This window comes from Nocardioides aestuarii (assembly GCF_039527245.1).
Classification (GTDB): Bacteria; Actinomycetota; Actinomycetes; order Propionibacteriales; family Nocardioidaceae; genus Nocardioides; species Nocardioides aestuarii.
Genome location: NZ_BAAAJT010000002.1, coordinates 413,438 through 433,667 on the forward strand (window position 1 = coordinate 413,438; position 20,230 = coordinate 433,667).

At 71.6% G+C, this 20,230-nt stretch carries 21 protein-coding genes; 8 read left to right on the plus strand and 13 right to left on the minus strand.

The genetic code is table 11. The features are described 5' to 3' along the window. Positions 1-15: 15 nt before the first annotated feature. From paaD to paaA, 4 genes are read right to left on the minus strand one after another with little or no spacing between them, the layout of a single operon-like run. Positions 16-495, minus strand: coding sequence for a 1,2-phenylacetyl-CoA epoxidase subunit PaaD (paaD, locus tag ABD091_RS02115; RefSeq protein ID WP_343915476.1), 480 nt, complete (start codon positions 493-495; stop codon positions 16-18). Continuing rightward, positions 492-1,235, minus strand: coding sequence for a 1,2-phenylacetyl-CoA epoxidase subunit PaaC (gene paaC, locus ABD091_RS02120; protein ID WP_343915477.1), 744 nt, complete (start codon positions 1,233-1,235; stop codon positions 492-494). Before paaC ends, paaD begins: the two co-directional genes overlap by 4 nt. Further along, positions 1,232-1,513, minus strand: coding sequence for a 1,2-phenylacetyl-CoA epoxidase subunit PaaB (gene paaB / locus ABD091_RS02125; protein ID WP_343915478.1), 282 nt, complete (start codon positions 1,511-1,513; stop codon positions 1,232-1,234). The genes paaC and paaB overlap by 4 nt, the downstream gene beginning before the upstream one ends. Further along, positions 1,510-2,514: a 1,2-phenylacetyl-CoA epoxidase subunit PaaA gene (gene paaA / locus ABD091_RS02130; RefSeq protein ID WP_343915479.1), complete on the minus strand. Its 1,005-nt coding sequence runs from the start codon at positions 2,512-2,514 to the stop codon at positions 1,510-1,512. Before paaA ends, paaB begins: the two co-directional genes overlap by 4 nt. 85 nt (positions 2,515-2,599) lie before the next feature. Here paaA and ABD091_RS02135 point away from each other — a divergent pair, with 85 nt between their 5' ends. From ABD091_RS02135 to ABD091_RS02150, 4 genes are read left to right on the plus strand one after another with little or no spacing between them, the layout of a single operon-like run. Then, a complete protein-coding gene (locus ABD091_RS02135; RefSeq protein ID WP_343915480.1) occupies positions 2,600-3,154 on the plus strand; it encodes a GNAT family N-acetyltransferase in 555 nt (184 codons plus the stop codon). A 23-nt stretch (positions 3,155-3,177) separates the two neighbouring features. Further along, positions 3,178-3,390 carry a hypothetical protein gene (locus ABD091_RS02140; RefSeq protein WP_343915481.1) on the plus strand — a complete coding sequence of 71 codons (213 nt, stop codon included), beginning with the start codon at positions 3,178-3,180 and terminating at the stop codon, positions 3,388-3,390. Between the two features lie 28 nt (positions 3,391-3,418). Beyond that, entirely contained in the window at positions 3,419-4,102 is a 684-nt protein-coding gene (locus tag ABD091_RS02145; RefSeq protein ID WP_343915482.1) for an AzlC family ABC transporter permease, read from the plus strand. After that, positions 4,099-4,404, plus strand: coding sequence for an AzlD domain-containing protein (locus ABD091_RS02150; RefSeq protein ID WP_343915483.1), 306 nt, complete (start codon positions 4,099-4,101; stop codon positions 4,402-4,404). Before ABD091_RS02145 ends, ABD091_RS02150 begins: the two co-directional genes overlap by 4 nt. A gap of 7 nt (positions 4,405-4,411) precedes the next feature. Here ABD091_RS02150 and dapB read toward each other — a convergent pair whose 3' ends face one another. After that, positions 4,412-5,158 (minus strand): 4-hydroxy-tetrahydrodipicolinate reductase, encoded by a 747-nt coding sequence (gene dapB / locus ABD091_RS02155; protein WP_343920869.1) that lies wholly within the window; start codon positions 5,156-5,158, stop codon positions 4,412-4,414. A 76-nt stretch (positions 5,159-5,234) separates the two neighbouring features. Here dapB and ABD091_RS02160 point away from each other — a divergent pair, with 76 nt between their 5' ends. Continuing rightward, entirely contained in the window at positions 5,235-5,750 is a 516-nt protein-coding gene (locus ABD091_RS02160) for a class I SAM-dependent methyltransferase (protein WP_343915484.1), read from the plus strand. 111 nt (positions 5,751-5,861) lie between these two features. Here the strand turns inward: ABD091_RS02160 and ABD091_RS02165 are convergent, their stop codons facing one another. The 4 genes from ABD091_RS02165 to ABD091_RS02180 form a co-directional block, all read right to left on the minus strand. Next, on the minus strand, positions 5,862-7,130 hold the full coding sequence (locus tag ABD091_RS02165; RefSeq protein ID WP_343915485.1) for a M16 family metallopeptidase: 1,269 nt from the start codon (positions 7,128-7,130) through the stop codon (positions 5,862-5,864). Positions 7,131-7,225: 95 nt separating this feature from the next. After that, complete coding sequence (locus ABD091_RS02170) at positions 7,226-9,451, minus strand: polyribonucleotide nucleotidyltransferase (protein WP_343915486.1); 2,226 nt, start codon at positions 9,449-9,451, stop codon at positions 7,226-7,228. Positions 9,452-9,710: 259 nt separating this feature from the next. Further along, entirely contained in the window at positions 9,711-9,986 is a 276-nt protein-coding gene (gene rpsO / locus ABD091_RS02175) for a 30S ribosomal protein S15 (RefSeq protein ID WP_343915487.1), read from the minus strand. Positions 9,987-10,152: 166 nt separating this feature from the next. Next, complete coding sequence (locus ABD091_RS02180) at positions 10,153-10,416, minus strand: DUF6458 family protein (protein ID WP_343915488.1); 264 nt, start codon at positions 10,414-10,416, stop codon at positions 10,153-10,155. Between the two features lie 154 nt (positions 10,417-10,570). Between ABD091_RS02180 and ABD091_RS02185 the strand changes: the two genes are divergently transcribed. After that, positions 10,571-12,724 carry a molybdopterin-dependent oxidoreductase gene (locus ABD091_RS02185; protein ID WP_343915489.1) on the plus strand — a complete coding sequence of 718 codons (2,154 nt, stop codon included), beginning with the start codon at positions 10,571-10,573 and terminating at the stop codon, positions 12,722-12,724. Between the two features lie 64 nt (positions 12,725-12,788). Here ABD091_RS02185 and ABD091_RS02190 read toward each other — a convergent pair whose 3' ends face one another. The 4 genes from ABD091_RS02190 to ptsP all read right to left on the minus strand — a co-directional run bounded on the left by ABD091_RS02190 (position 12,789) and on the right by ptsP (position 18,416). Next, the gene (locus ABD091_RS02190; RefSeq protein WP_343915490.1) at positions 12,789-13,226 is read right to left on the minus strand and encodes a PTS mannitol transporter subunit IIA; all 438 of its coding nucleotides are present in this window, start codon (positions 13,224-13,226) and stop codon (positions 12,789-12,791) included. A 37-nt stretch (positions 13,227-13,263) separates the two neighbouring features. After that, positions 13,264-14,775 (minus strand): PTS mannitol transporter subunit IIBC, encoded by a 1,512-nt coding sequence (locus ABD091_RS02195; protein ID WP_343915491.1) that lies wholly within the window; start codon positions 14,773-14,775, stop codon positions 13,264-13,266. Positions 14,776-14,950: 175 nt separating this feature from the next. Further along, on the minus strand, positions 14,951-16,687 hold the full coding sequence (locus tag ABD091_RS02200) for an alcohol dehydrogenase catalytic domain-containing protein (protein ID WP_343915492.1): 1,737 nt from the start codon (positions 16,685-16,687) through the stop codon (positions 14,951-14,953). Positions 16,688-16,730: 43 nt separating this feature from the next. Further along, complete coding sequence (ptsP, locus tag ABD091_RS02205; RefSeq protein ID WP_343915493.1) at positions 16,731-18,416, minus strand: phosphoenolpyruvate--protein phosphotransferase; 1,686 nt, start codon at positions 18,414-18,416, stop codon at positions 16,731-16,733. A gap of 104 nt (positions 18,417-18,520) precedes the next feature. Here ptsP and ABD091_RS02210 point away from each other — a divergent pair, with 104 nt between their 5' ends. Together ABD091_RS02210 and ABD091_RS02215 are read left to right on the plus strand one after the other, a co-directional pair. Then, a complete protein-coding gene (locus tag ABD091_RS02210) occupies positions 18,521-19,288 on the plus strand; it encodes a DeoR/GlpR family DNA-binding transcription regulator (RefSeq protein WP_343915494.1) in 768 nt (255 codons plus the stop codon). Further along, a complete protein-coding gene (locus tag ABD091_RS02215) occupies positions 19,285-20,229 on the plus strand; it encodes a 1-phosphofructokinase family hexose kinase (RefSeq protein ID WP_343915495.1) in 945 nt (314 codons plus the stop codon). Before ABD091_RS02210 ends, ABD091_RS02215 begins: the two co-directional genes overlap by 4 nt. Position 20,230: the final 1 nt, after the last annotated feature.

Below are 20,230 nucleotides of genomic sequence, written 5' to 3' on the forward strand. Positions count from 1 at the left end.
GTCCGTTCGCTTCGCTCACAGGGTCTTGAAGTGGTCGAAGGGCTCGCGGCAGGACTGGCAGACCCACAGCGCCTTGCAGGCGGTCGACCCGAACCGGCTCGACTCGCGGGTGTCGACACTCCCACAGTGGGGGCACCGCACCGACAGGGTGAGGGCCACCGGGCCGTCGGCACCGGCGGGTGCCGGGGGTGCGACGCCGTACTCCTCGAGCTTGCGGCGCCCCTCGTCGCTGATCCAGTCGGTCGTCCACGCGGGCGAGAGCACGAACTCGACCGACACGTGCTGGTAGCCGGCGGTGGTGAGCGCCTCGACGAGGTCGGTCCGGATCGTCTCCATCGCCGGACACCCTGAGTAGGTCGGCGTGATCTGGACATGGACCCGACCCTGGTCGTCCTCGGTCACGTCACGGAGGATGCCGAGGTCGTCGATGGAGAGGACCGGCAGCTCGGGGTCGAGGACGCTGCCGGCGACGTCGCGGGCGGTCGTGGTCGTCACCACGTCGCCCCCGGGTGGGAACGGGCGAGGTGCTGCATCTCGGCCAGCAGATAGCCCATCTGCTCGGTGTGGAGGCCTTGGCGGCCGCCGCCGCGCGCCGGGGAGACCTCGGGCACGGTCAGCGTCGCCTCCTCCAGCACCGGCAGCACCCGTGCGAGCACGCCGTCGCGGAGACCGGCCGGATCGACCGCGACACCCTGGTCGACCAGCGCGGAGTCGAGCCAGGAGCCGTCGAAGAGCTCGTCGAGGAACGGCCACTCCTGCTCGAGGGCGTCCTGCACGCGGCGGTGGCTCTCGCCGGTGCCGTCGCCGAGCCGCACGACCCAGCGGGAGGCGTGGTCGAGGTGGTAGGCGACCTCCTTGACCGCCTTGCCGGCGACGCCGGCGAGCGTGGGGTCGCTGCTGGCCCGCAGCGCGGCGTAGAGCTCGCTCTGCCAGGCGCTGAAGAGCAGCAGCCGCACCATCGCGACCCCGAAGTCGGACTGGTCGCGCTCGACGAGGTGGACGTTGCGGAAGGCCCGCTCGTCGCGGAGGTAGGCGAGCTCGTCCTCGTCGCCGACCGAGGCCAGCAGAGCGCGCGCCTGTCCGAGCTGGTCGAGCCCGATGTTGGCCAGCGCGACGTCCTCCTCGAGCTGGGGGGCACGGCTGATCCACCAGCCCATCCGCTGGGCGCTGATCAGCGCGTCGTCGGCGACGGCGAGCGCGTAGCCGTCACGGTCGGTCACCACCGGGGCGCTCACAGGTGCTCGACCCCTTCGGGCACGTCGTAGAACGTCGGGTGGCGGTAGATCTTGTCGGCCGCCGGGTCGAAGAAGGAGTCGCGCTCGTCGGGGGTGGAGGCCTCGATGTCGGAGGACCTCACCACCCAGAGCGAGACGCCCTCCTGGCGGCGGGTGTAGAGATCACGGGCGTTGCGCAGCGCCATCTCCGCGTCGGGGGCGTGGAGCGACCCGGCGTGGACGTGGGACAGGCCCCGGCGCGAGCGCACGAAGACCTCCCAGAGCGGCCAGTCCCTCATGCGGCACCCTCCGACCGGGCCGACTGCTTGGCGGCGTAGGCCGACGCCGCCTCGCGCACCCAGGCCCCGTCGTCGTGGGCCTTCACCCGATGGGCGAGGCGCTGGGCGTTGCAGGGACCGTTGCCCTTGATGACCTCGAACAGCTCGGTGAAGTCGATGTCACCGAAGTCGTAGTGGCCGCGCTCCTCGTTCCACCGGATCTCGGGGTCGGGCAGCGTCAGGCCGAGCGCCTCGGCCTGCGGGACCGTCATGTCGACGAACCGCTGGCGCAGGTCGTCGTTGGAGAACCTCTTGATCCCCCACGCCATCGACTGCGCGGAGTTCGGCGAGTCGTCGTCCGGCGGGCCGAACATCATCAGCGACGGCCACCAGTAGCGGTCGACGGCGTCCTGCGCCATCGCCTTCTGCTCCGCGGTGCCGTGGGACAGCGTGTGGAGGATCTCGAACCCCTGCCGCTGGTGGAAGGACTCCTCCTTGCACACGCGCACCATCGCGCGGGCGTAGGGCCCGTAGGAGCAGCGGCACAGCGGGACCTGGTTCACGATCGCGGCCCCGTCGACGAGCCAGCCGATCGCGCCGACGTCGGCCCACGTGAGCGTCGGGTAGTTGAAGATCGAGGAGTACTTCTGGCGACCCGAGTGGAGCTGGTCGAGCAGGTCGGCGCGGTCGGCGCCGAGCGTCTCGGCGGCGGCGTAGAGGTAGAGGCCGTGGCCGGCCTCGTCCTGGACCTTGGCCATGAGGATCGCCTTGCGACGCAGGCTCGGGGCGCGGGAGATCCAGTTGCCCTCCGGCTGCATGCCGATGATCTCGGAGTGGGCGTGCTGGGCGATCTGACGAACGAGCGTCCGACGGTAGCCCTCCGGCATCTCGTCGCGCGGCTCCACCCGGCCGTCGTCGGCGATCACCGCCGCGAACGAGACGGGCTCGTCCGCGGTCGCGGGCCGGGGCCGCGGAGCCTCGCCGGGCGCCTCACCCGGCGCACTGAAGTCGTTGCCGTACATGCCTCGACGGTACCACCGTTTGTTACACGAATCGACAATCGAGCGCCATCGCTGTAACAACCGCGCGCGGTGCGAGGATGGGGCCATGGAACGCCCCTCCGCCGACGTCTCCTGCCGGGTCGCCTGGGCCGACGACGCTCCCGCCGTCGCGGCCCTCCAGCTGCGGGCCCGCGCGGTCGACCTCGCCGCGCTGCTGCCACCCGAGGCGCTCGCGGCTGACGCCGTCGACGCCGAGGCCGCGTGGCGCCAGGTCCTCGGCCGGCCGGTCGACGCGCGGGTGAGGGTCCTGGTCGCGCTCGAGCGCAACCGCGTCGTCGGGTTCGCGATCACCTCCCCCGCCACCGACCCCGACTGCGACCCGGTCGCCGACGGCGAGGTCCTCGAGCTGACGGTCGACCCGCCGGAGCGCGGGCGCGGCCACGGGTCGCGGCTGCTCCAGGCGGCCGTCGACACCCTCGCCGCCGACCGCTTCACCCGGGCCGTCGCCTGGACCAACGCCGCCGACGACGCCGTACGCCGCTTCCTCGACTCGGCCGGCTGGGCACCCGACACCGCCCACCGCGAGCTCGACCTCGACGGGTCCGGATCGGTGACGGTCAAGCAGGTGCGGCTGCACACGGCGATCAGCAGCGAGGCTTGACCTCCCGGGGCATGATGGGCGCCATGGGCCCGCTGCCGCAGCTCTACCGACTCCTGATCGCGGGGGTCGTGCTCGTCCTGAGCCTCGCGGGCGGCGTCTGGCTCGCCGGCTGGCTGGCGCTCCCCCTCGGCGGCGTCGGGGTCGGCCTCGGTGCCGGGCTGCTGCTGGCGTTCGTCGCGACCCACGACTTCTCCGACTCCTCCCCGCGTCCCACGCGCGTCCACCGTCGCCGCTGACCCACCGCGCGGGCCGTAGGGTCGCCGGGTGACCTCTGCCCCCACGGCCGACCGCGCCGCCGTGGTCCGTGACAGCCTGGGCGTCGGGATCGCGACCGGGCTCTACGGGACCTCCTTCGGTGCGGTCTCGGTGGCTGCCGGCCTCGACGTGTGGCAGACCTGCGCGCTGTCGCTGCTGATGTTCACCGGCGCCTCCCAGTTCGCGTTCGTGGGCGTCCTCGCCGGCGGGGGCACGCCGGTCACCGGCGCGGTCACGGCCCTCCTGCTCGGCACCCGCAACACCCTCTACGGCCTGCGGGTCGGCCCGCTGCTCGGCTTCGGCGGCCCTGCACGCGTGGCGGCGGCCCACGTGCTCATCGACGAGTCGACGGCGATGTCGGTGAACCACGAGGACCGATCGCTGGCCCGGACCGGCTTCCTGACCACGGGCATCGCGATCTTCGTGCTCTGGAACCTCTTCACCCTGCTCGGCGCCGTCGCCGGCGCGGCGATGGGCGACCCGCGTGCCTACGGGCTCGACGCCGCGGTCGGGGCCGCCTTCCTCGCCCTCGTCTGGCCGCGGCTCTCGGAACGTCGCAACCAGGTCGTGGCCGTCGTCGCGGCCGCCCTCGCCCTGGGGCTGGTGCCGGTCACGGCCGCCGGCGTCCCGGTGCTCGCCGCGGGCGGCGTCGCCCTCCTCGCGGGCGTCCTCGGCCGGGGAGGCCCACGATGAGCGTCTGGGTGGCCGTGGTCACCGGCGGGATCGGCTGCTACCTCCTCAAGCTCGCCGGGTTGTCGGTGCCCGAGAAGGTCCTCGACCACCCCGTCGCGGCCCGCGTCGCCGACCACATCCCGGTCGCACTCCTCGCCGCGCTCGTCGCGGTCCAGGTGTTCGCCGACGGGCCCACCCTGGTCGTCGACGCCCGCCTGGCCGGGCTCGCCGTGGCCGTCCTGCTGCTGGTCCTGCGGGCGCCGTTCCTGGTCGTCGTCTTCGGGGCTGCGCTGGCCGCGGCGCTGCTGCGGCTCGTGACCTGAGCCGGGCTCAGTCGAGGCCGAGGAACTCCTCGAGCCCGACCGTCAGGCCGGGGTGGTCGGCGATCGCACGCAGACCGGTGAGGACGCCGGGCGTGAACGACGCCCGGTCCATCGAGTCGTGGCGGATCGTGAGGGTCTCCCCCAGCCCGCCGAGGAGCACCTCCTGGTGGGCCACCAGGCCGCGCGAGCGCACCGCGTGGACGTGGACCCCGTCGACCTCGGCGCCCCGGGCGCCCTCGAGGCCGGTCGACGTCGCGTCGGGCACCGGGCCGCTGCCGGCCTCCGCCCTCGCAGCGGCGACCAGCTGCGCCGTACGCCGGGCGGTGCCGGAGGGCGCGTCGGCCTTGTCGGGGTGGTGGAGCTCGACGATCTCCACGCTCTCGTAGAAGGGGGCGGCCTGGGCGGCGAAGCGCATCATCAGCACGGCGCCGATGGAGAAGTTGGGGGCGATCAGGACACCGACGCCGGGCGCGTCGGCGAGCCAGCCACGCAGGGTGTCGAGCCGCGGGTCGTCGAACCCGGTGGTGCCGACGACCGCGTGGATGCCGTGCTCGACGCAGAAGCGGAGGTTGTCCATCACGACGTCGGGGTGGGTGAAGTCCACGACGGCCTGGGCGCCGGACTCGACCAGCGCGTCGAGGCTGTCGCCGGCGTCGACCCGGGCCACGAGCTCGAGGTCGTCGGACTCCTCCACGGCCCGGCAGACCTCGCGGCCGACCTTGCCCAGGGCGCCGAGCACCGCCACCCTCGTCACGCGTGCGTCACTCACGGCGTCCAACCTATCCGGGGGTCGCTGACTGTGCAGCGCCGGTAGTGGCAGGATCGGACCCATGCCCCTGCCGCAGATCCCGCCGCGTATCCGGTGGGCCGTCGACCTCATGGACGTGCAGCCCAACGACAACATCCTCGAGATCGGCTGCGGCCCCGGTCACGGAGCAGAGCTGATCTGCCAGCGGCTCCAGACCGGCAAGCTCTTCGCGATCGACCGCTCCGAGTCCGGGGTCGACCGCACCAAGCGCCGCTGCCAGCAGTACGTCGACAGCGGCCGGCTCACCGTCCGGCAGATCGACCTCGCGACCCTCCGCGTCCCGGTCAAGCGGCTGACGAAGGTCTTCGCCTTCAACGTCAACCTGTTCTGGGTGCGCGAGGCGCGCGACGAGGTCGCGCTGCTCCACGAGCGCCTGGTCCCCGGCGGTGCGCTCTACCTCTTCTACGAGGCCACGCAGCCCGAGCTGGTCCCCACCATCGTCAAGAAGGCCTCGGAGTCCCTCACCCAGGCTGGCTTCCGCGTCTCCGTCGTCGAGCAGAAGGCTCCCCCCGTCATCGGCCTCGTCGCGAAGCGCTGACCGGGCACTCACCTGCCCACCACACCTCCTGACCGGGCACTCGGCGTCCCTGGGGATGCCTACCAGTGCCCGGTCGATGCTGTTCCAGGGCCTGCAAGTGCCCGGTCGGCCTCAGGACGGGCCCACGACCGCCAGGATCTCGGGCTGGGTGAACAGCGCACGGGCGACCGTACGCACGTCGTCGGCGGTGACCGCGTCGATCCGCGCGATCACCTCGTCGATGGGGATCAGCTCGTCGTAGATCAGCTCCGCCTTGCCCAGGCGTGACATCCGGGCACCGGAGTCCTCCAGCCCCAGCACCAGTCCCCCGCGCAGCTGGCCCTTGCCGCGCTCGAGCTCCTCGTCGGTGATGCCGTCGGCCGCGACAGCGGCGAGCTCGGCCCGGACGGTCGCGAGGACGTCGTCGACGCGGTGGGGCAGGCAGCCCACGGCGACGCCGACCAGGCCTGCGTCGTGGTGGTGGGAGCCGAAGCTGTAGACGCTGTAGGCCAGGCCGCGGTGCTCGCGCACCTCCTGGAACAGCCGCGAGGAGGTCCCACCGCCGAGCGCGGTGTTGAGGACGCCGAGCGCGTAGCGCCGCTCGTCGTGGCGGGTGAAGCCGTTGACGCCGAGCACGAGGTTGACCTGCTCGAAGGGCCGCATGACCGTGCTCGTGCCGGGGTGGACCCGGCGTACGCGGCTGGAGTGCGGGGGCACGACCGGCGTCTCGTCGCGGTTGAGGAACCCGTTGCGGCCGAACGCCGTGCGGACCAGCCGGACGACCGCGTTGTGGTCGAGGTTGCCCGCGGCGGCAACCACGAGGTTGGCGGGCCGGTAGTGACGCTTGTAGAAACGCGCGACCTGGTCGCGGCTCAGCGCCTCGATCGAGGACGTCGTGCCCGCGATCGGCCGGCCCAGCGGGCTGTCGCCCCAGGCCTGCTCGGCGAACAGGTTGTGGACGACGTCGTCGGGGTCGTCGTCGTGCATCGCGATCTCGTCGAGGATCACGTCGCGCTCGGCCTCGACGTCCTCGGGGGCGAGCCGTGAGTCGGTGACCATGTCGCCGAGCACGTCGACCGCGAGCGGCAGGTCGTCGTCGAGCACCCGCGCGTGGAAGCAGGTGTACTCCTTGGCGGTGAAGGCGTTGAACTCGCCGCCGACCGCGTCGAGCGCGACCGAGATGTCCATCGCCGACCGGCTGCTCGTGCCCTTGAAGAGCAGGTGCTCGAGGAAGTGGGAGCAGCCGTGGAGGGCCGGCGTCTCGTCGCGTGAGCCGACGCCGACCCAGACCCCGACGCTCGCCGAGCGCACGCCGGGGATGTGCTCGGTGATGACCCGCAGCCCGCCCGGCAGGACCGTACGCCGCACGCGACCGGTCACGACACCGTCGTCGTTCCTCACGGTCTCGAGGGTGCGGGTCGCACCGATCTTCTGGTCAACGGACAACCGGCCAGCAGCGTGACGCTGCTGGCCGGTCGGCCGTGTGGTGCGAGAGTTCACTCGGACTCGTCCGCGCCCGCCTCGTCCGCGGAGTCGCTGGACTCCTCGACGACGGGGACCAGCGACAGCTTGCCGCGGTCGTCGATCTCGGCGATCTGGACCTGGAGCTTCTGGCCCACCGAGACGACGTCCTCGACGGCGTCGACGCGCTTGCCACCGGCCAGCGAGCGGAGCTTGCTGATGTGGAGCAGGCCGTCCTTGCCCGGGAGCAGCGACACGAAGGCACCGAAGTTGGTGGTCTTCACGACGGTGCCGAGGTAGCGCTCGCCGACCTCGGGCATCGTCGGGTTGGCGATCGCGTTGACGGCGGCGCGGGCGGCCTCGGCAGCCTCGCCGTTGGTGGCACCGATGTAGACGGTGCCGTCGTCCTCGATCGACAGCGTTGCGCCGGTGTCGTCCTGGATCTGGTTGATGACCTTGCCCTTGGGGCCGATGACCTCGCCGATCTTGTCGACCGGCACGGTCACGGTGATGATGCGCGGCGCGTGGACCGACATCTCCTCGGGGGCGTCGATGGCCTCGGCCATGACGTCGAGGATCGCCAGGCGGGCGTCCTTGGCCTGGGTCAGCGCCGAGGCGAGGACCTCGGCGGGGATGCCGTCGAGCTTGGTGTCGAGCTGGAGCGCGGTGACGAACTCGCGGGTGCCGGCGACCTTGAAGTCCATGTCGCCGAACGCGTCCTCGGCACCGAGGATGTCGGTGAGCGCGACGTACTGGGTCTGCCCGTCGACCTCACCGGAGATGAGGCCCATCGCGATGCCCGCGACGGCCGCCTTGAGCGGCACACCGGCGTGGAGCAGCGACATCGTCGAGGCACAGACCGAACCCATCGAGGTGGAGCCGTTGGAGCCCATGGCCTCCGACAGCTGGCGGATGGCGTAGGGGAACTCCTCGCGGCTGGGCAGCACCGGCAGCAGCGCCCGGCGGGCGAGCGCACCGTGGCCGACCTCGCGGCGCTTCGGCGAGCCGACGCGACCGGTCTCGCCGGTGGAGAACGGCGGGAAGACGTACTTGTGCATGTAGCGACGGTGCTTCTCCGGGCTCAGCGTGTCGAGCTGCTGCTCCATCTTGAGCATGTCGAGGGTGGTGACGCCCATGATCTGGGTCTCGCCACGCTCGAACAGGGAGGAGCCGTGGACGCGCGGGAGCAGGCCGACCTCGGCGTGCAGCGGCCGGATGTCGGCGAGGCCACGGCCGTCGATGCGGACCTTGTCGCGCAGGACGCGCTCGCGCACGACCTCCTTGTTGACCGCGCGGAAGGCCGCGCCGATCTCCTTCTCGCGACCCTCGAACTGCTCGGCCAGCTTCTCCAGGAGGCCAGCCTTCAGCTCGTCGGTCTTCGCCTCGCGCTCCTGCTTGTCACCGATGGTCATGGCGGCCTGCAGGTCGGACTTCACGGCCGACTCGACGGCGGCGTGGACGTCGTCCTCGAAGTCGAGGAAGACCGGGAACTCCTGGACCGGCTTGGCGGCGACGTTGGCGAGCTCGACCTGGGCCTCGACGAGCTGCTTGATGAAGGGCTTGGCGGCGTCGAGGCCGCTGGCCACGAGCTCCTCGTTCGGCGCCTTGGCGCCGCTCTGGATCAGGTTCCAGGCCTGCTCGGGCGCCTCGGCCTCGACCATCATGATCGCGACGTCACCGGTCTCGGTCACGCGACCGGCGACGACCATGTCGAAGACGGCGTTCTCGAGCTGGCTGTGCGACGGGAAGGCGACCCACTGGCCCTCGATGAGGGCGACGCGGACGCCGCCGACCGGGCCGGAGAACGGCAGGCCGGAGAGCTGGGTCGACATCGACGCGGCGTTGATCGCGAGCACGTCGTAGGGGGCGTCGGGGTTGAGCGCGAGGACGGTGATGACGACCTGGACCTCGTTGCGCAGGCCCTTCTTGAAGGTCGGGCGCAGCGGGCGGTCGATGAGGCGGCAGGTGAGGATCGCGTCCTCGCCCGGACGGCCCTCGGAGCGGAAGAACGAGCCGGGGATCTGGCCCGCGGCGTACATCCGCTCCTCGACGTCGATCGTCAGCGGGAAGAAGTCGAAGTGGTCCTTGGGGTGCTTGCCGGCGGTGGTCGCCGAGAGCAGCATCGTGTCGTCGTCGAGGTAGGCGGTCACCGAACCGGCGGCCTGGCGGGCGAGCAGCCCGGTCTCGAACTTGACGGTACGGGTGCCGAACTTGCCGTTGTCGAGAACGGTCTCGACGGCGGAGATGGTGGGTTCAGACATGGAGAGTGGTCTCCACTTTCTGTGTGCGGAGCGATCCCGCGGGTTGACCCGCGCCCAGTGTCAGGTGCTGGGCGGCCGGTCTTCGATCGAGGCCCGCAGCAACCGGACCGAGGGGTCCGGATCTGAGAGCCACTACCGAGGACCGGGCCGACGCGAGCGGATCGCTCCTTGGATGGATTCTCTGGTGTTCAGTTGTGCAATCTAGCGCGCCTGATGCAGAAGGAGGGCCTGCCCCTCGGGCAGACCCTCCATCCTCACGTCAGCGGCGCAGACCGAGGCGCTCGACCAGCGAGCGGTAGCGCTCGATGTCGGTGTCGCGCAGGTAGTTGAGCAGGCGGCGGCGCTGGCCCACGAGGAGCAGCAGCCCGCGGCGGCTGTGGTGGTCGTGCTTGTGCTGCTTGAGGTGCTCGGTCAGGTGGCTGATCCGGTGGCTCAGCAGCGCGACCTGGACCTCGGGCGAACCGGTGTCGCCCTCCACGGTGGCGTACTCGGCGATGATCTTCTTCTTGGTCTCCGCGTCGGTACCGATCGACATGGGGGCTCCTTCGGGTTCTCGTTGCGCGGCGCGCCGGGGCATGTCCACCCGGGCACTACAGGTCCGCGGCCGTTGCACGGCATCCGGAGGAGGTTACCAACGGCGGAGCCGGCTCCCGAAATCAACGGGAGCCGGCTCCGGCACGTGCGGTGTTCCCGCCGGTCGGTCAGACGGCCGGCGGCGGGTCCTGCCGCTCGGTCGAGCGCTGCTGCGTCGTCTGCGTGCCGTCGGCGTGGGTGGTCGTCGCCGTCGTCGTGTGCGTGCGCTTGCTGTTGTTCTGCGCGATCGCGAGCACGAGCAGCACGACACCACCCAGGACCAGGATCCAGCCGATCATGCCGACGTTGACCGGTCCGACCGTCTCCTCGTTGACACCCAGCGCCAGGATCAGCCCGATGACGATCAGGCCGATGCCACCTCCGTAACCCATGGTCGTGCTCCTCTCGTCGCCCGGTCCTCGGTGACCGGGACGCCCGGCACGCTAACGGTCACGGACCACTCCTGCGAGGATCCGCGCCGTCAGCACCCGAAAGGGTGAGGACGCCTCCTGTCGCCGCTGCGGCGCGGGTGGCAGCATGCAGCGCGTGACGAACCGGACCGAGAAGATCGGCGTCTGCAACCTCTGCGAGGCGATCTGCGGACTGCGGATCACCCTCGAGGACGACCGGGTGGTGGAGGTGCGCGGCAACCCCGACGACCCCCTGTCCCGCGGCCACATCTGCCCCAAGGGCGTGTCCCTGGGCGACCTCCACCACGACCCGGACCGGCTGCGCCGTCCCGTACGCCGGGTCCCTTCGACAGGCTCAGGACGACGCTCGACAGGCTCGACCACCGACGAGGCCGAGTGGGAGGAGATCGGCTGGGACGAGGCCCTCGACCTGGTCGCCGACCGGCTCGCCTCGACGATCGACCGGCACGGACCGGACGCCGTGGGCGTCTACCTCGGCAACCCCAACGCCCACTCCCTCGGCTTCGCGACCCACGGCGTCGCGATGGTGAAGTCGCTGCGCACCCGCAACCGGTTCAGCGCGAGCTCGGTCGACCAGGTCCCCCACCAGCTCGTCGCCCACCTCCTCTACGGCCACCAGCTGCTGCTGCCGATCCCCGACATCGACCGGACGTCGTTCTTCCTCGTGCTCGGCGCCAACCCGATGGCCTCCAACGGCTCCCTGATGACCGTGCCGGACTTCCCGCAGCGGCTGCGCGACCTCAAGGCCCGCGGCGGCCGGATGGTCGTCGTCGACCCCCGTCGGACCGAGACCGCGAAGGTCGCGGACGAGCACGTGTTCGTGAGGCCCGGCACCGACGCGGTCGTCCTGCTGGCGATGGTCCGCGAGCTGTTCGAGCTCGAGGGCGCGGTCCGGCCGGCGGCCTACGTCGACGGCGTGGACGCGGTGCGCACGGCGGTCCTGGACTTCACCCCGGAGTGGGCCGAGCGGATCAGCGGCGTCCCGGCCGAGACGATCCGCCGCCTGACGCGTGAGTACGTCGCCGCCGACGGCGCGGCGGCGTACGGACGGCTGGGGCTGTCGACCCAGGGCTTCGGCTCGGTCTGCCAGTGGGCGATCGGCTGCCTCAACGCCCTCACCGGCAACCTCGACCGCGAGGGCGGCGTCCTCTTCACCGAGCCGGCCATCGATTTCGTCACCACCGGCCTGATCGGTCGCGGGCACCACGACCTCTACCGCAGCCGGGTGCGCGACGCCCCCGAGGTCGGCGGGGAGCTGCCGGTCGCGGTGCTCAGCGAGGAGATCGAGACCCCGGGCGACGGCCAGGTGCGCGCGATGCTCACGATCGCCGGCAACCCCGTGCTGTCGACGCCCGACGGACGGCGGCTCGCCGCCGCGCTCGACTCACTCGACTTCATGGTCGCGGTGGACATCTACCTCAACGAGACCACGCGCCACGCCGACGTCGTGCTGCCGCCGACCACGATCCTCGAGCGCGACCACTACGACATCGTGTTCCACGGGCTGGCCGTCCGGAACACCGCACGGTTCACCCCGGCGGTCGTCGACAAGCCGCGCGACGCGCGCCACGACTGGGAGATCTTCCGCGACCTGGCGCTGCGGATCGCGGGACGTCTCGAGCGCCAGCCGTCGCTGAAGCAGCGGGTCCAGCAACGCCTGCGACTCACCATCAGCCCCACGTTCGCCATCGGGACGTTGCTGCGCCGTGGCGGTCGCACCACCATCACCGAGCTCCGCAAACGGCCCGAGGGCGTCGATCTCGGGCCGCTGCGCCCCACGCTGCCGGACCGGCTCCGGACCGGCGACCGTCGCATCGACCTCGCCCAGCCACTGCTGCTCACCGACCTCGAGCGCGTACGCCGCGAGCTGGCCGAGCCCCCCGAGGGACTGCTCCTGATCGGCCGGCGCCACCAGCGCGACAACAACTCCTGGCTCCACAACCTCGACCGGCTGACCCGGGGCCGGCAGCGCCACCAGCTGCTGATGCACCCCGACGACGGCGCGTCCTGCGGGGTGGCCGACGGGGTCCGGGTCCGCGTGGTGTCCCGGGTCGGATCGGTGGAGGTCGAGGCGCGCCTGAGCGATGAGGTGATGCGAGGCGTGGTCTCGCTCCCCCACGGCTACGGCCACCAGGTCCCCGGCACCCGGATGGCGGGGGCGGCGCGGGTCCCGGGCGTGAGCGTCAACGACCTCACCGACCCCGAGCGGCTCGACGTCTCCGGCAACGCCGCCCTCAACGGTGTCCCGGTCACCGTCACTCCCCTCTGACGCACGAACCGGGCCTCCGCGACGACGGGGGGCGTCGCGGGGGCCCGGCTCACCGGGGGTGCGGTCAGGCGCTCACCTCGCCCAGCGCGGCGAGCACGTCGGCGGGGGCCGAGGCACTGCGCAGCCGCGCGATGGCGTCGTCGTCGGTGAAGATCCCCGCCAGGGCGGAGAGCACCGTCAGGTGGTCGTCGCCAGCGCCGGCGATCCCCACCACGAACTCGGCAGGCTGGCCCTTCCAGTCGACCGGGTCGGCGTAGCGCACGAAGGAGATCGCGGTCCGCTTGATCGACGGCTTGGCCTCGTTGGTGCCATGGGGGATCGCGAGCCCGTTCCCCATGTAGGTCGAGACCGAGGTCTCGCGCTCGTGCATGGCATCGACGTAGGAGTCGTCGACCGCGCCGGCGGCGACGAGCAGCCGCCCCGCCTCGGTGATCGCCTCGTCGCGCGTCCTCGCGGACCCGTCGAGCACGATCGACTCCTCTGACAGCACCTGGTCACTCACTCCGTGTCTCCTCCGTGTGGTCGATTCCTCGGGTCGGTCAGGACTTGTCGCCGTTGGCCTGCTGGACCATGTCGACGATCTCGTCATACTTCGGGCTCGCCATGAAGTTGTCCACCGACACGTGGACCGCCGACGGGGCCTGCCGCTGCGCCCGCGCCGTCAGGTCCTGGTGCGTGACCACCAGGTCGACGTCGTCGGTCAGGTTGGCGATCGCCTTGTTGACGACCGTCACCTCGTCGTGGCCGGAGCCCTGGATCTTCTTGCGCAGCACGGATGCGCCCATCGCGGAGGAGCCCATGCCCGCGTCGCAGGCGAAGACGATGTTGGTGATGCGACCCGTCGCCACCGCGGTGGCGGCGCCGCCACCGGCGAGGACCGAGGAGGCGACCGAGGAACGGCCCTTCATCGACTCCATGGACGAGGTGGCGGCGGTGAGGTCACCGGCCTCGTCGGTCTTGTCGAACTTCAGCAGCACGGCCGCCACGGCGAAGGTGGCTGCGGCACCACCGATGACCGACAGCGTCACCCCGACGAAGGACCCGTCGGCGGTGTTGGCGTAGACCGCGATGATCGACCCCGGGGCCGCCGGAGCGCGGAGCCCGGTGTCGAAGATGACGTTGATCAGGATCTGCGTGAAGCCACCCGCGATCATCGCGAGGATCAGCTTGGGCTTCATCAGCACGTAGGGGAAGTAGATCTCGTGGATGCCACCGAAGAAGTGGATGATGAACGCGCCCGGGGCGGAGGCCTTGGCCGCACCCTTGCCGAAGACCATGAAGGCCAGGAGCAGGCCCGCACCGGCGGCCGGGTTGGCCTCGAGCAGGAACAGCACCGACTGGCCGGTCTCCTTGGCCTCCGCGAGGCCGAGCGGGGTCAGCACCCCGTGGTTGAGGGCGTTGTTGAGGAACAGCACCTTCGCCGGCTCGATGATGACCGAGGTGAACGGGAGCAGGTTGTTCGACACCAGGTAGTCGACGCCGTTGCCGAGCCAGCCGGCGACGCGCTCGACCAGGTTGGCCGTCACGAAGAAGCCGAAGACGGCCAGGATCAGGCCCCAGATGCCGGCGGAGAAGTTGTTGACCAGCATCTCGAAGCCGGGGCGGATCTTGCCGTCCCAGATCGCGTCGATCTTCTTCATCGACCAGCCGCCGAGCGGCCCCATCACCATGGCGCCCATGAACATCGGCACGCCGGCACCCGCGATCGCCCCCATGGTCGCGATCGCACCGACGACGCCGCCGCGGGTCTTGTAGAGGTTGTAGCCACCCGTGTAGCCGATGAGGATCGGCAACAGGTAGGTGATCATCGGGCCGACGATGCCGCCGCCCGCGTAGTCGCCCCAGCCGCCGAGCTGGGCGACCCAGCTGTCGGCCGCGTCGCCGATCCCGAGCTTGGGCAGCCAGCCGACCTCGATGAAGAGGGCGGTGATGAAGCCCCACGCGATGAACGCGCCGATGTTGGGCATGACCATGTTGGACAGGAACGTCCCGAACTGCTGCACCTTCACCCGCGCGCCGGTGCGCGAGTCCGCTGCGGTGGTGGTGGACATGTGTTTCCTCCGGATTTTCCTTTGTGACCGATACCCCGCGACTGGTGTCCCGTGACTCCGATCACACGCTCTGTCAGGCAGTAAACCTCACAAGCGGGCCCATTGCCAAGCATTCGGGCACACATTTTGTGTCCGAATGCTTGGCTTTGGCTCCCTCGCGCAGAGCGAGCTCGGGTCAGCCGCTCAGCTGGCTGTCGAAGAAGGCCCGCTCCGCCTCGCTGTTCCACGTGTCACCGGGGCCGAGCGCGGCCGCCACCTCCGGCATCGTGTCCGCGAGCTCGTCCAGCCCCGTGAGGGGGAGGTCGTGGATCTGCGGGAAGATCAGGACCTTGCCGGAGTAGCGGCCCTCGACGAGGGCCTGGAGGCCGTCCCTGACCGCCCGCATGCCGCCGACGGCGCCCACGATGGATCCCGGGGAGAGCGCTCCCTGGGTGGCCAGGTCGACCACCTGCTGCTGGTCGTGGATGGTCAGCCCCGAGGTGCCGGTGTACTGCGCGTTGTCCAGGTAGACCGCGCTCAGGTTCATCGGTGCGAGCGTGCCGTTGGGGACGCCGGCGAAGAAGACGAGCATGCCGTCGGACCGCATCAACGTGTCGGCCTCGGCCATCACCGGAGAGATGGGGACGCTGACCACCACGTCGTCGGCGCCCTGGCCGTCGGTGATCTCCAGGACGAAGTCACGCAGCGACACCTCCGAGGTCGCGGAGTTGAAGGTGATCAGCTCGCAGTCGTTGCTCTCCGCCAGGTGGGCCAGACGGTCCTCGAGGCTCTTGAGCCGCTCGTCGCTCACCTCCGTGGCGACGATCGTGCGGGGGCCGTCGGGCTGCTGGATGGCCCGCTGGACGTGCATCAGCCCCATGGGACCGCCGGCGCCCACGAAGACCGTGACGCCCTGCGGACGGAGGTCGCAGCGGTTGCGCGCCTCGCCGTACGACGCGGCGATGTCGGGGCCCCGGCCGCCGAGGTAGGCGGTGTAGTCGTAGTGCAGGCGCCCCACGTCCAGGTCCACCAGCCCGTCCAGCGCGGTCTCGCCGACGAGGTTCATCGTTCCCCGTCGGGCGATGTGCGTCGCCACGGCACCGGCCGTCGCCGCCGACCGGGGATCGAGCATCACGATGTCGTCGAAGCCGGCACCGTCGGTCAGCTCGTCCACCAGCCCCTGGTATTCGTCGACGCCGAGCCCGTCGCGCACGACGATCTCGGCCGACGTGCACTCCACCAGCGCCCTCACCGAGGCGGGCACGTCGGTCAGCACGATCGTGCCCGGCGCGTCGAGCCCGGCCGAGAAGTCGTAGTCCCGCTCGTCGCCGGGCCGGCCGAGGATCCACATGGTCCCGTCGGCCTTGGGCTCGAGGCGGCGGCGCTGGGTGTAGGCGGCCATCACGCATCCCCAGGGCTCCAGCGTGGAGGCCTCTGCGTAGCCCATCGAGTCGGGGAGCGGCAGCAGGCAGGCGCCGTCGTCGGTGTCGAGCATCTCCGTGCCCATCAGGTGGTACTGGATGAGCCCGCCGGGGATGGTGTAGCCGTAGGCCGTGCTGGTGCCGTCCTGGTAGATGTCGGGCTGGACGGCGAGCCGCTGGCCGGCGTGGTAGCGGTCCTGCAGGTTCTCACCCACCTCGATGACCGTGAGGCTCACCTCGTGACCCAGCCGGGTCGGATCCGTGGCGAGGTCGCGGTTGTAGAGCTTGGGGTGACTGCCGCCCTGGCGCATGATCTTCACGTCCGAGAAGCACAGGCCCACGCTGTCGATGCGCACGAGCATGTGGTCGGCATCAGGCTCGGGGACGGGGACCAGCTCCGGGCCGCCGTCCTTGCCCAGGTTGTCCTCACCCGCGCCCCAGAGGTTCCAGGCCCAGCTCTGGTCGGGCAGGTCGCCGTCGGCGGCCCGGTAGTGGTCGAACGCTGACGTCATGCTTCCTCCGAGGGGTGCGGGGTCGTGGTGGTCAGAAGGGGGCTCAGGGCTGCAGGACAGCACGCACGGCCTCGCGGGCCGCCATCGGGTCGTGGGCGGCGAGGGCGGCCTCGGCGGCGTCCTCGCACTGGTCGAAGGTGACCCGGCCGAGCTGGGCGCCGACGGGGCGCACGGCGGCCGCGGCCATCGAGAGCGACGTGATGCCCATGCCGACGAGCGCGCAGGCGAGCAGCGGGTCGGCGGCGGCCTCGCCGCAGACCCCGACCGACTTGCCGGCCTGACGACCGGCCTCGGCGGTGATCGCGATCAGCTGGAGCACGGCCGGCTGCCAGGCGTCGGTGAGGTGGGCGAGGTCGGTGGCCATGCGGTCGGCGGCCATCGTGTACTGGGTGAGGTCGTTGGTGCCGATCGAGAGGAAGTCGACGACCTCCAGCATCCGGTGGGCCAGCAGCGCGGCGCTCGGCACCTCGATCATCACGCCCGCCTTGAGGCCGCGGTCGCGGACCTCCTGGCCGAAGGCCTCGGCCTCGGCGACGGTCGCCACCATGGGCGCCATGACCCAGGTCTCGGTGCCCGTGGCGCGCGCCGCGGCGGCGATCGCGTCGAGCTGGCGGTCGAGCAACCCGGGGTTGTCGAAGGAGAGCCGGAGCCCGCGGACGCCGAGCGCCGGGTTCTCCTCGTCGAGCATGTTGGCGAACGCGAGCGGCTTGTCCGACCCGGCATCGAGGGTGCGGATCACGACGTAGCGCTCCCGGTCCCCCGGGCCGGCACCCTTGAACGCCTCGAGCACCTCGCTGTAGATCGCGGCCTGGTCGTCGACCGACGGCTCGTCCTTGCGACCGAGGAAGCTGAGCTCGGTCCGGAAGAGGCCGACGCCCTCGACGGGCGCCTGGCCGGCGGCCGAGCGGGCCGACTCTCCGTCGGCGACGTTGGCCAGCACCCGCACGGGCTTGCCGTCGGCCGTGGCTCCCGGCCCCGACCAGGACGCGAGGGCGGCGCGCTCCTCGGCGTCGGCCGCGACGCGGCGCTGCGACTCCTCGGGGTCGGGGTCGACCTCGACGACGCCGGAGGTGCCGTCGACCAGCACGGTCCCGCCCGTCTCGAGCTCGAGGGCACCGGCCGTGCCGACGACGCAGGGGATCCCGAGCTGGCGGGCGATGATCGCGGTGTGGCTGGTCGGTCCGCCGCGCTCGGTCACCAGCGCCAGCACGACCGACGGGTCGAGACCCGCCGTGTCGGCGGGGGCGAGGTCCGCCGCGACCAGGACCGACGGCTCCTCGGGCACCGGGACGCCGGGCTCGGGCTCGCCGACGAGCCGGGCGACCATGCGTCGCTCGATGTCACGCAGGTCGGTGACGCGCTCGGCCATCAGCCCACCCATGCCGGTGAAGATCGTGACGAAGGACTCGACGGCCGCCTGCACGGAGGCGAGCAGGTCGTCGCCCGCCTTGAGCTGCTTGGCGACCGCGCCGCGCAGCCCCTTGTCGCGGGCCAGCCCCGCCGAGGCGGTGAGCACCTCCGCGGCCGCTCCCGACGCAGCGGCGGCCTTCGCCGCGAAGCCGTCGGCGACCTTGCCGGCCACCTCGTCGTAGCGCTCGAGCGCCTGCGGCTCGGTCAGGTCGGAGCCGTCGTAGGCGGCGATGGCGTCAGGGGAGACGTCCGTACGGGCGACGAGCACCGGCCCGTAGGCGATGCCGGGGACGACAGGGGTGCCGGTGAGTGTGGCCATGACCACAAGTTACCCGCGCGCCCCCCTTGACAGTCAACACATTCGGACGTAAAACCACATATGCACAGATGTGCCGGCCCGACGACCACTGCTGGAGGATGCGCATGTACGCCGAGGAGCGGCAACAGGCGATGGCCCAGCTGATCGGCCAGCAGGGACGGCTGTCGGTGGCCCAGCTGGCCGACACCTTCTCGGTGACCACCGAGACCGTACGCCGCGACCTCTCCTCGCTCGAGCGGATCGGCCTGGTCCGGCGTGTCCACGGCGGTGCCGTGCCCGCCAGCTCGCTGTCGGTCATCGAGTCCGGCCTCGGTGAGCGCGACCAGGCCAACACCGCCGCCAAGGACGCGATCGCGGTGGCCGCAGTCCAGCAGCTCCCCCCCACCGGGTCGATCGTCGTCATCGACGCCGGGTCGACGACCTCGCGGCTCGCCGGCGTGCTGCCGCGCGAGGTCCGGCTGACCGTCGTCACCCACGCCGTCCCGGTCGCGGCGCGCCTGGCCGGCCTCCCCCACATCGAGCTCCACCTGCTCCCGGGCCGCGTGCGGCCCACGACCCACGCCGCGGTCGGCTCCGACACGGTCGCCGCGCTCCACGACCTGCGGGCCGACGTCGCCTTCCTGGCCACCAACGGGATCAGCACCGACCACGGGCTGACGACTCCCGACCGCGACGAGGCGGCGACGAAGCGTGCCATCGCACGCTCGGCCCGCCGGGTGGTCGTGCTCGCCGACTCCTCGAAGATCGGGGTCGAGACGTCCCAGCGGTTCGCCTCGCTGGGCGACGTCGACGTGCTCATCACCGACGCCGGCATCGAGGCCGCCGACCAGCGCGCCTTCGAGAAGGCAGGGATCGAGGTCGTGGTCACATGATCATCACGCTCACCGCCAACCCCAGCCACGACCGCACCGTGGCGCTCCCCGAGCCGCTCCAGCGCGGTGCGGTGCAGCGCGCGGCGTCGGTCATCAGCCAGGCCGGCGGAAAGGGGGTTAACATCTCGCGCGCGTCGGTGTCGGCCGGCGTACCGACGCTGGCGGTGCTCCCCGCGCCGAAGGACGACCCCTTCGTCCACGAGCTCCTCGCCGCCGGCATCGACTGCCGTCCTGTCACCCACCCGGGCGACCTCCGCGTCAACATCACCATCAGCGAGCCGGACGGCACCACGACCAAGCTCAACAGCCCCGGCCCCCAGATGACCGACGCGACCCGCGCCGCCGTCGCCGAGACGCTGCGGCTGCGCGCCACCCCGGGTGACTGGGTGGTGCTCGCCGGCTCGCTGCCGCCGGGTGCACCGCCGGAGTGGTACGCCGAGCTGGTGACCGCGCTGGCCGGCACCGGCACCCACGTCGCGGTCGACACCAGCGACGCCCCGCTGCAGGCCCTGGTCGACCGCCTCGACGTGGCGGCGCCTCACCTGATGAAGCCCAACGGCCACGAGCTCGCCTCGTTCACCGGTCACGACGGCGACGCGCTGGAGGCCGACCCGGTCGCGGCGGCCGCCGCGGCGCGCGACCTGGTCGCCCGCGGGGTCGCGACCGTGCTGGTCACCTTGGGCAGCCGGGGTGCCGTGCTCGTCACCGAGGCCGGGGCGTGGCACGCCGCTCCTCCGCCGACCACCGTGGTCAGCACCGTCGGTGCCGGCGACTCCAGCCTCTTCGGATACCTGCTGGCGGCCATCGAGGGCCGGCCGCCCGCTGATCGTCTCGCCCTCGCCGTCGCCTACGGCAGCGCCGCCGCAGGCCTCCCGGGGACCACCATCCCCACCCCGCAGCACGTCGACCCCACCCGGGTCTCCGTGACCGACCTCCCCTGAG

Coding starts and splice junctions, on each gene's coding strand:
- paaB (WP_343915478.1), bottom strand. CDS start 1,513: ATGAGGGACTGGCCGCTCTGGGAGGTCTTCGTGCGCTCGCGCCGGGGC.
- paaA (WP_343915479.1), bottom strand. CDS start 2,514: ATGTACGGCAACGACTTCAGTGCGCCGGGTGAGGCGCCCGGCGAGGCT.
- ABD091_RS02135 (WP_343915480.1), top strand. CDS start 2,600: ATGGAACGCCCCTCCGCCGACGTCTCCTGCCGGGTCGCCTGGGCCGAC.
- ABD091_RS02140 (WP_343915481.1), top strand. CDS start 3,178: ATGGGCCCGCTGCCGCAGCTCTACCGACTCCTGATCGCGGGGGTCGTG.
- ABD091_RS02150 (WP_343915483.1), top strand. CDS start 4,099: ATGAGCGTCTGGGTGGCCGTGGTCACCGGCGGGATCGGCTGCTACCTC.
- ABD091_RS02160 (WP_343915484.1), top strand. CDS start 5,235: ATGCCCCTGCCGCAGATCCCGCCGCGTATCCGGTGGGCCGTCGACCTC.
- ABD091_RS02170 (WP_343915486.1), bottom strand. CDS start 9,451: ATGTCTGAACCCACCATCTCCGCCGTCGAGACCGTTCTCGACAACGGC.
- rpsO (WP_343915487.1), bottom strand. CDS start 9,986: ATGTCGATCGGTACCGACGCGGAGACCAAGAAGAAGATCATCGCCGAG.
- ABD091_RS02180 (WP_343915488.1), bottom strand. CDS start 10,416: ATGGGTTACGGAGGTGGCATCGGCCTGATCGTCATCGGGCTGATCCTG.
- ABD091_RS02195 (WP_343915491.1), bottom strand. CDS start 14,775: ATGTCCACCACCACCGCAGCGGACTCGCGCACCGGCGCGCGGGTGAAG.
- ABD091_RS02200 (WP_343915492.1), bottom strand. CDS start 16,687: ATGACGTCAGCGTTCGACCACTACCGGGCCGCCGACGGCGACCTGCCC.
- ptsP (WP_343915493.1), bottom strand. CDS start 18,416: ATGGCCACACTCACCGGCACCCCTGTCGTCCCCGGCATCGCCTACGGG.
- ABD091_RS02210 (WP_343915494.1), top strand. CDS start 18,521: ATGTACGCCGAGGAGCGGCAACAGGCGATGGCCCAGCTGATCGGCCAG.
- ABD091_RS02215 (WP_343915495.1), top strand. CDS start 19,285: ATGATCATCACGCTCACCGCCAACCCCAGCCACGACCGCACCGTGGCG.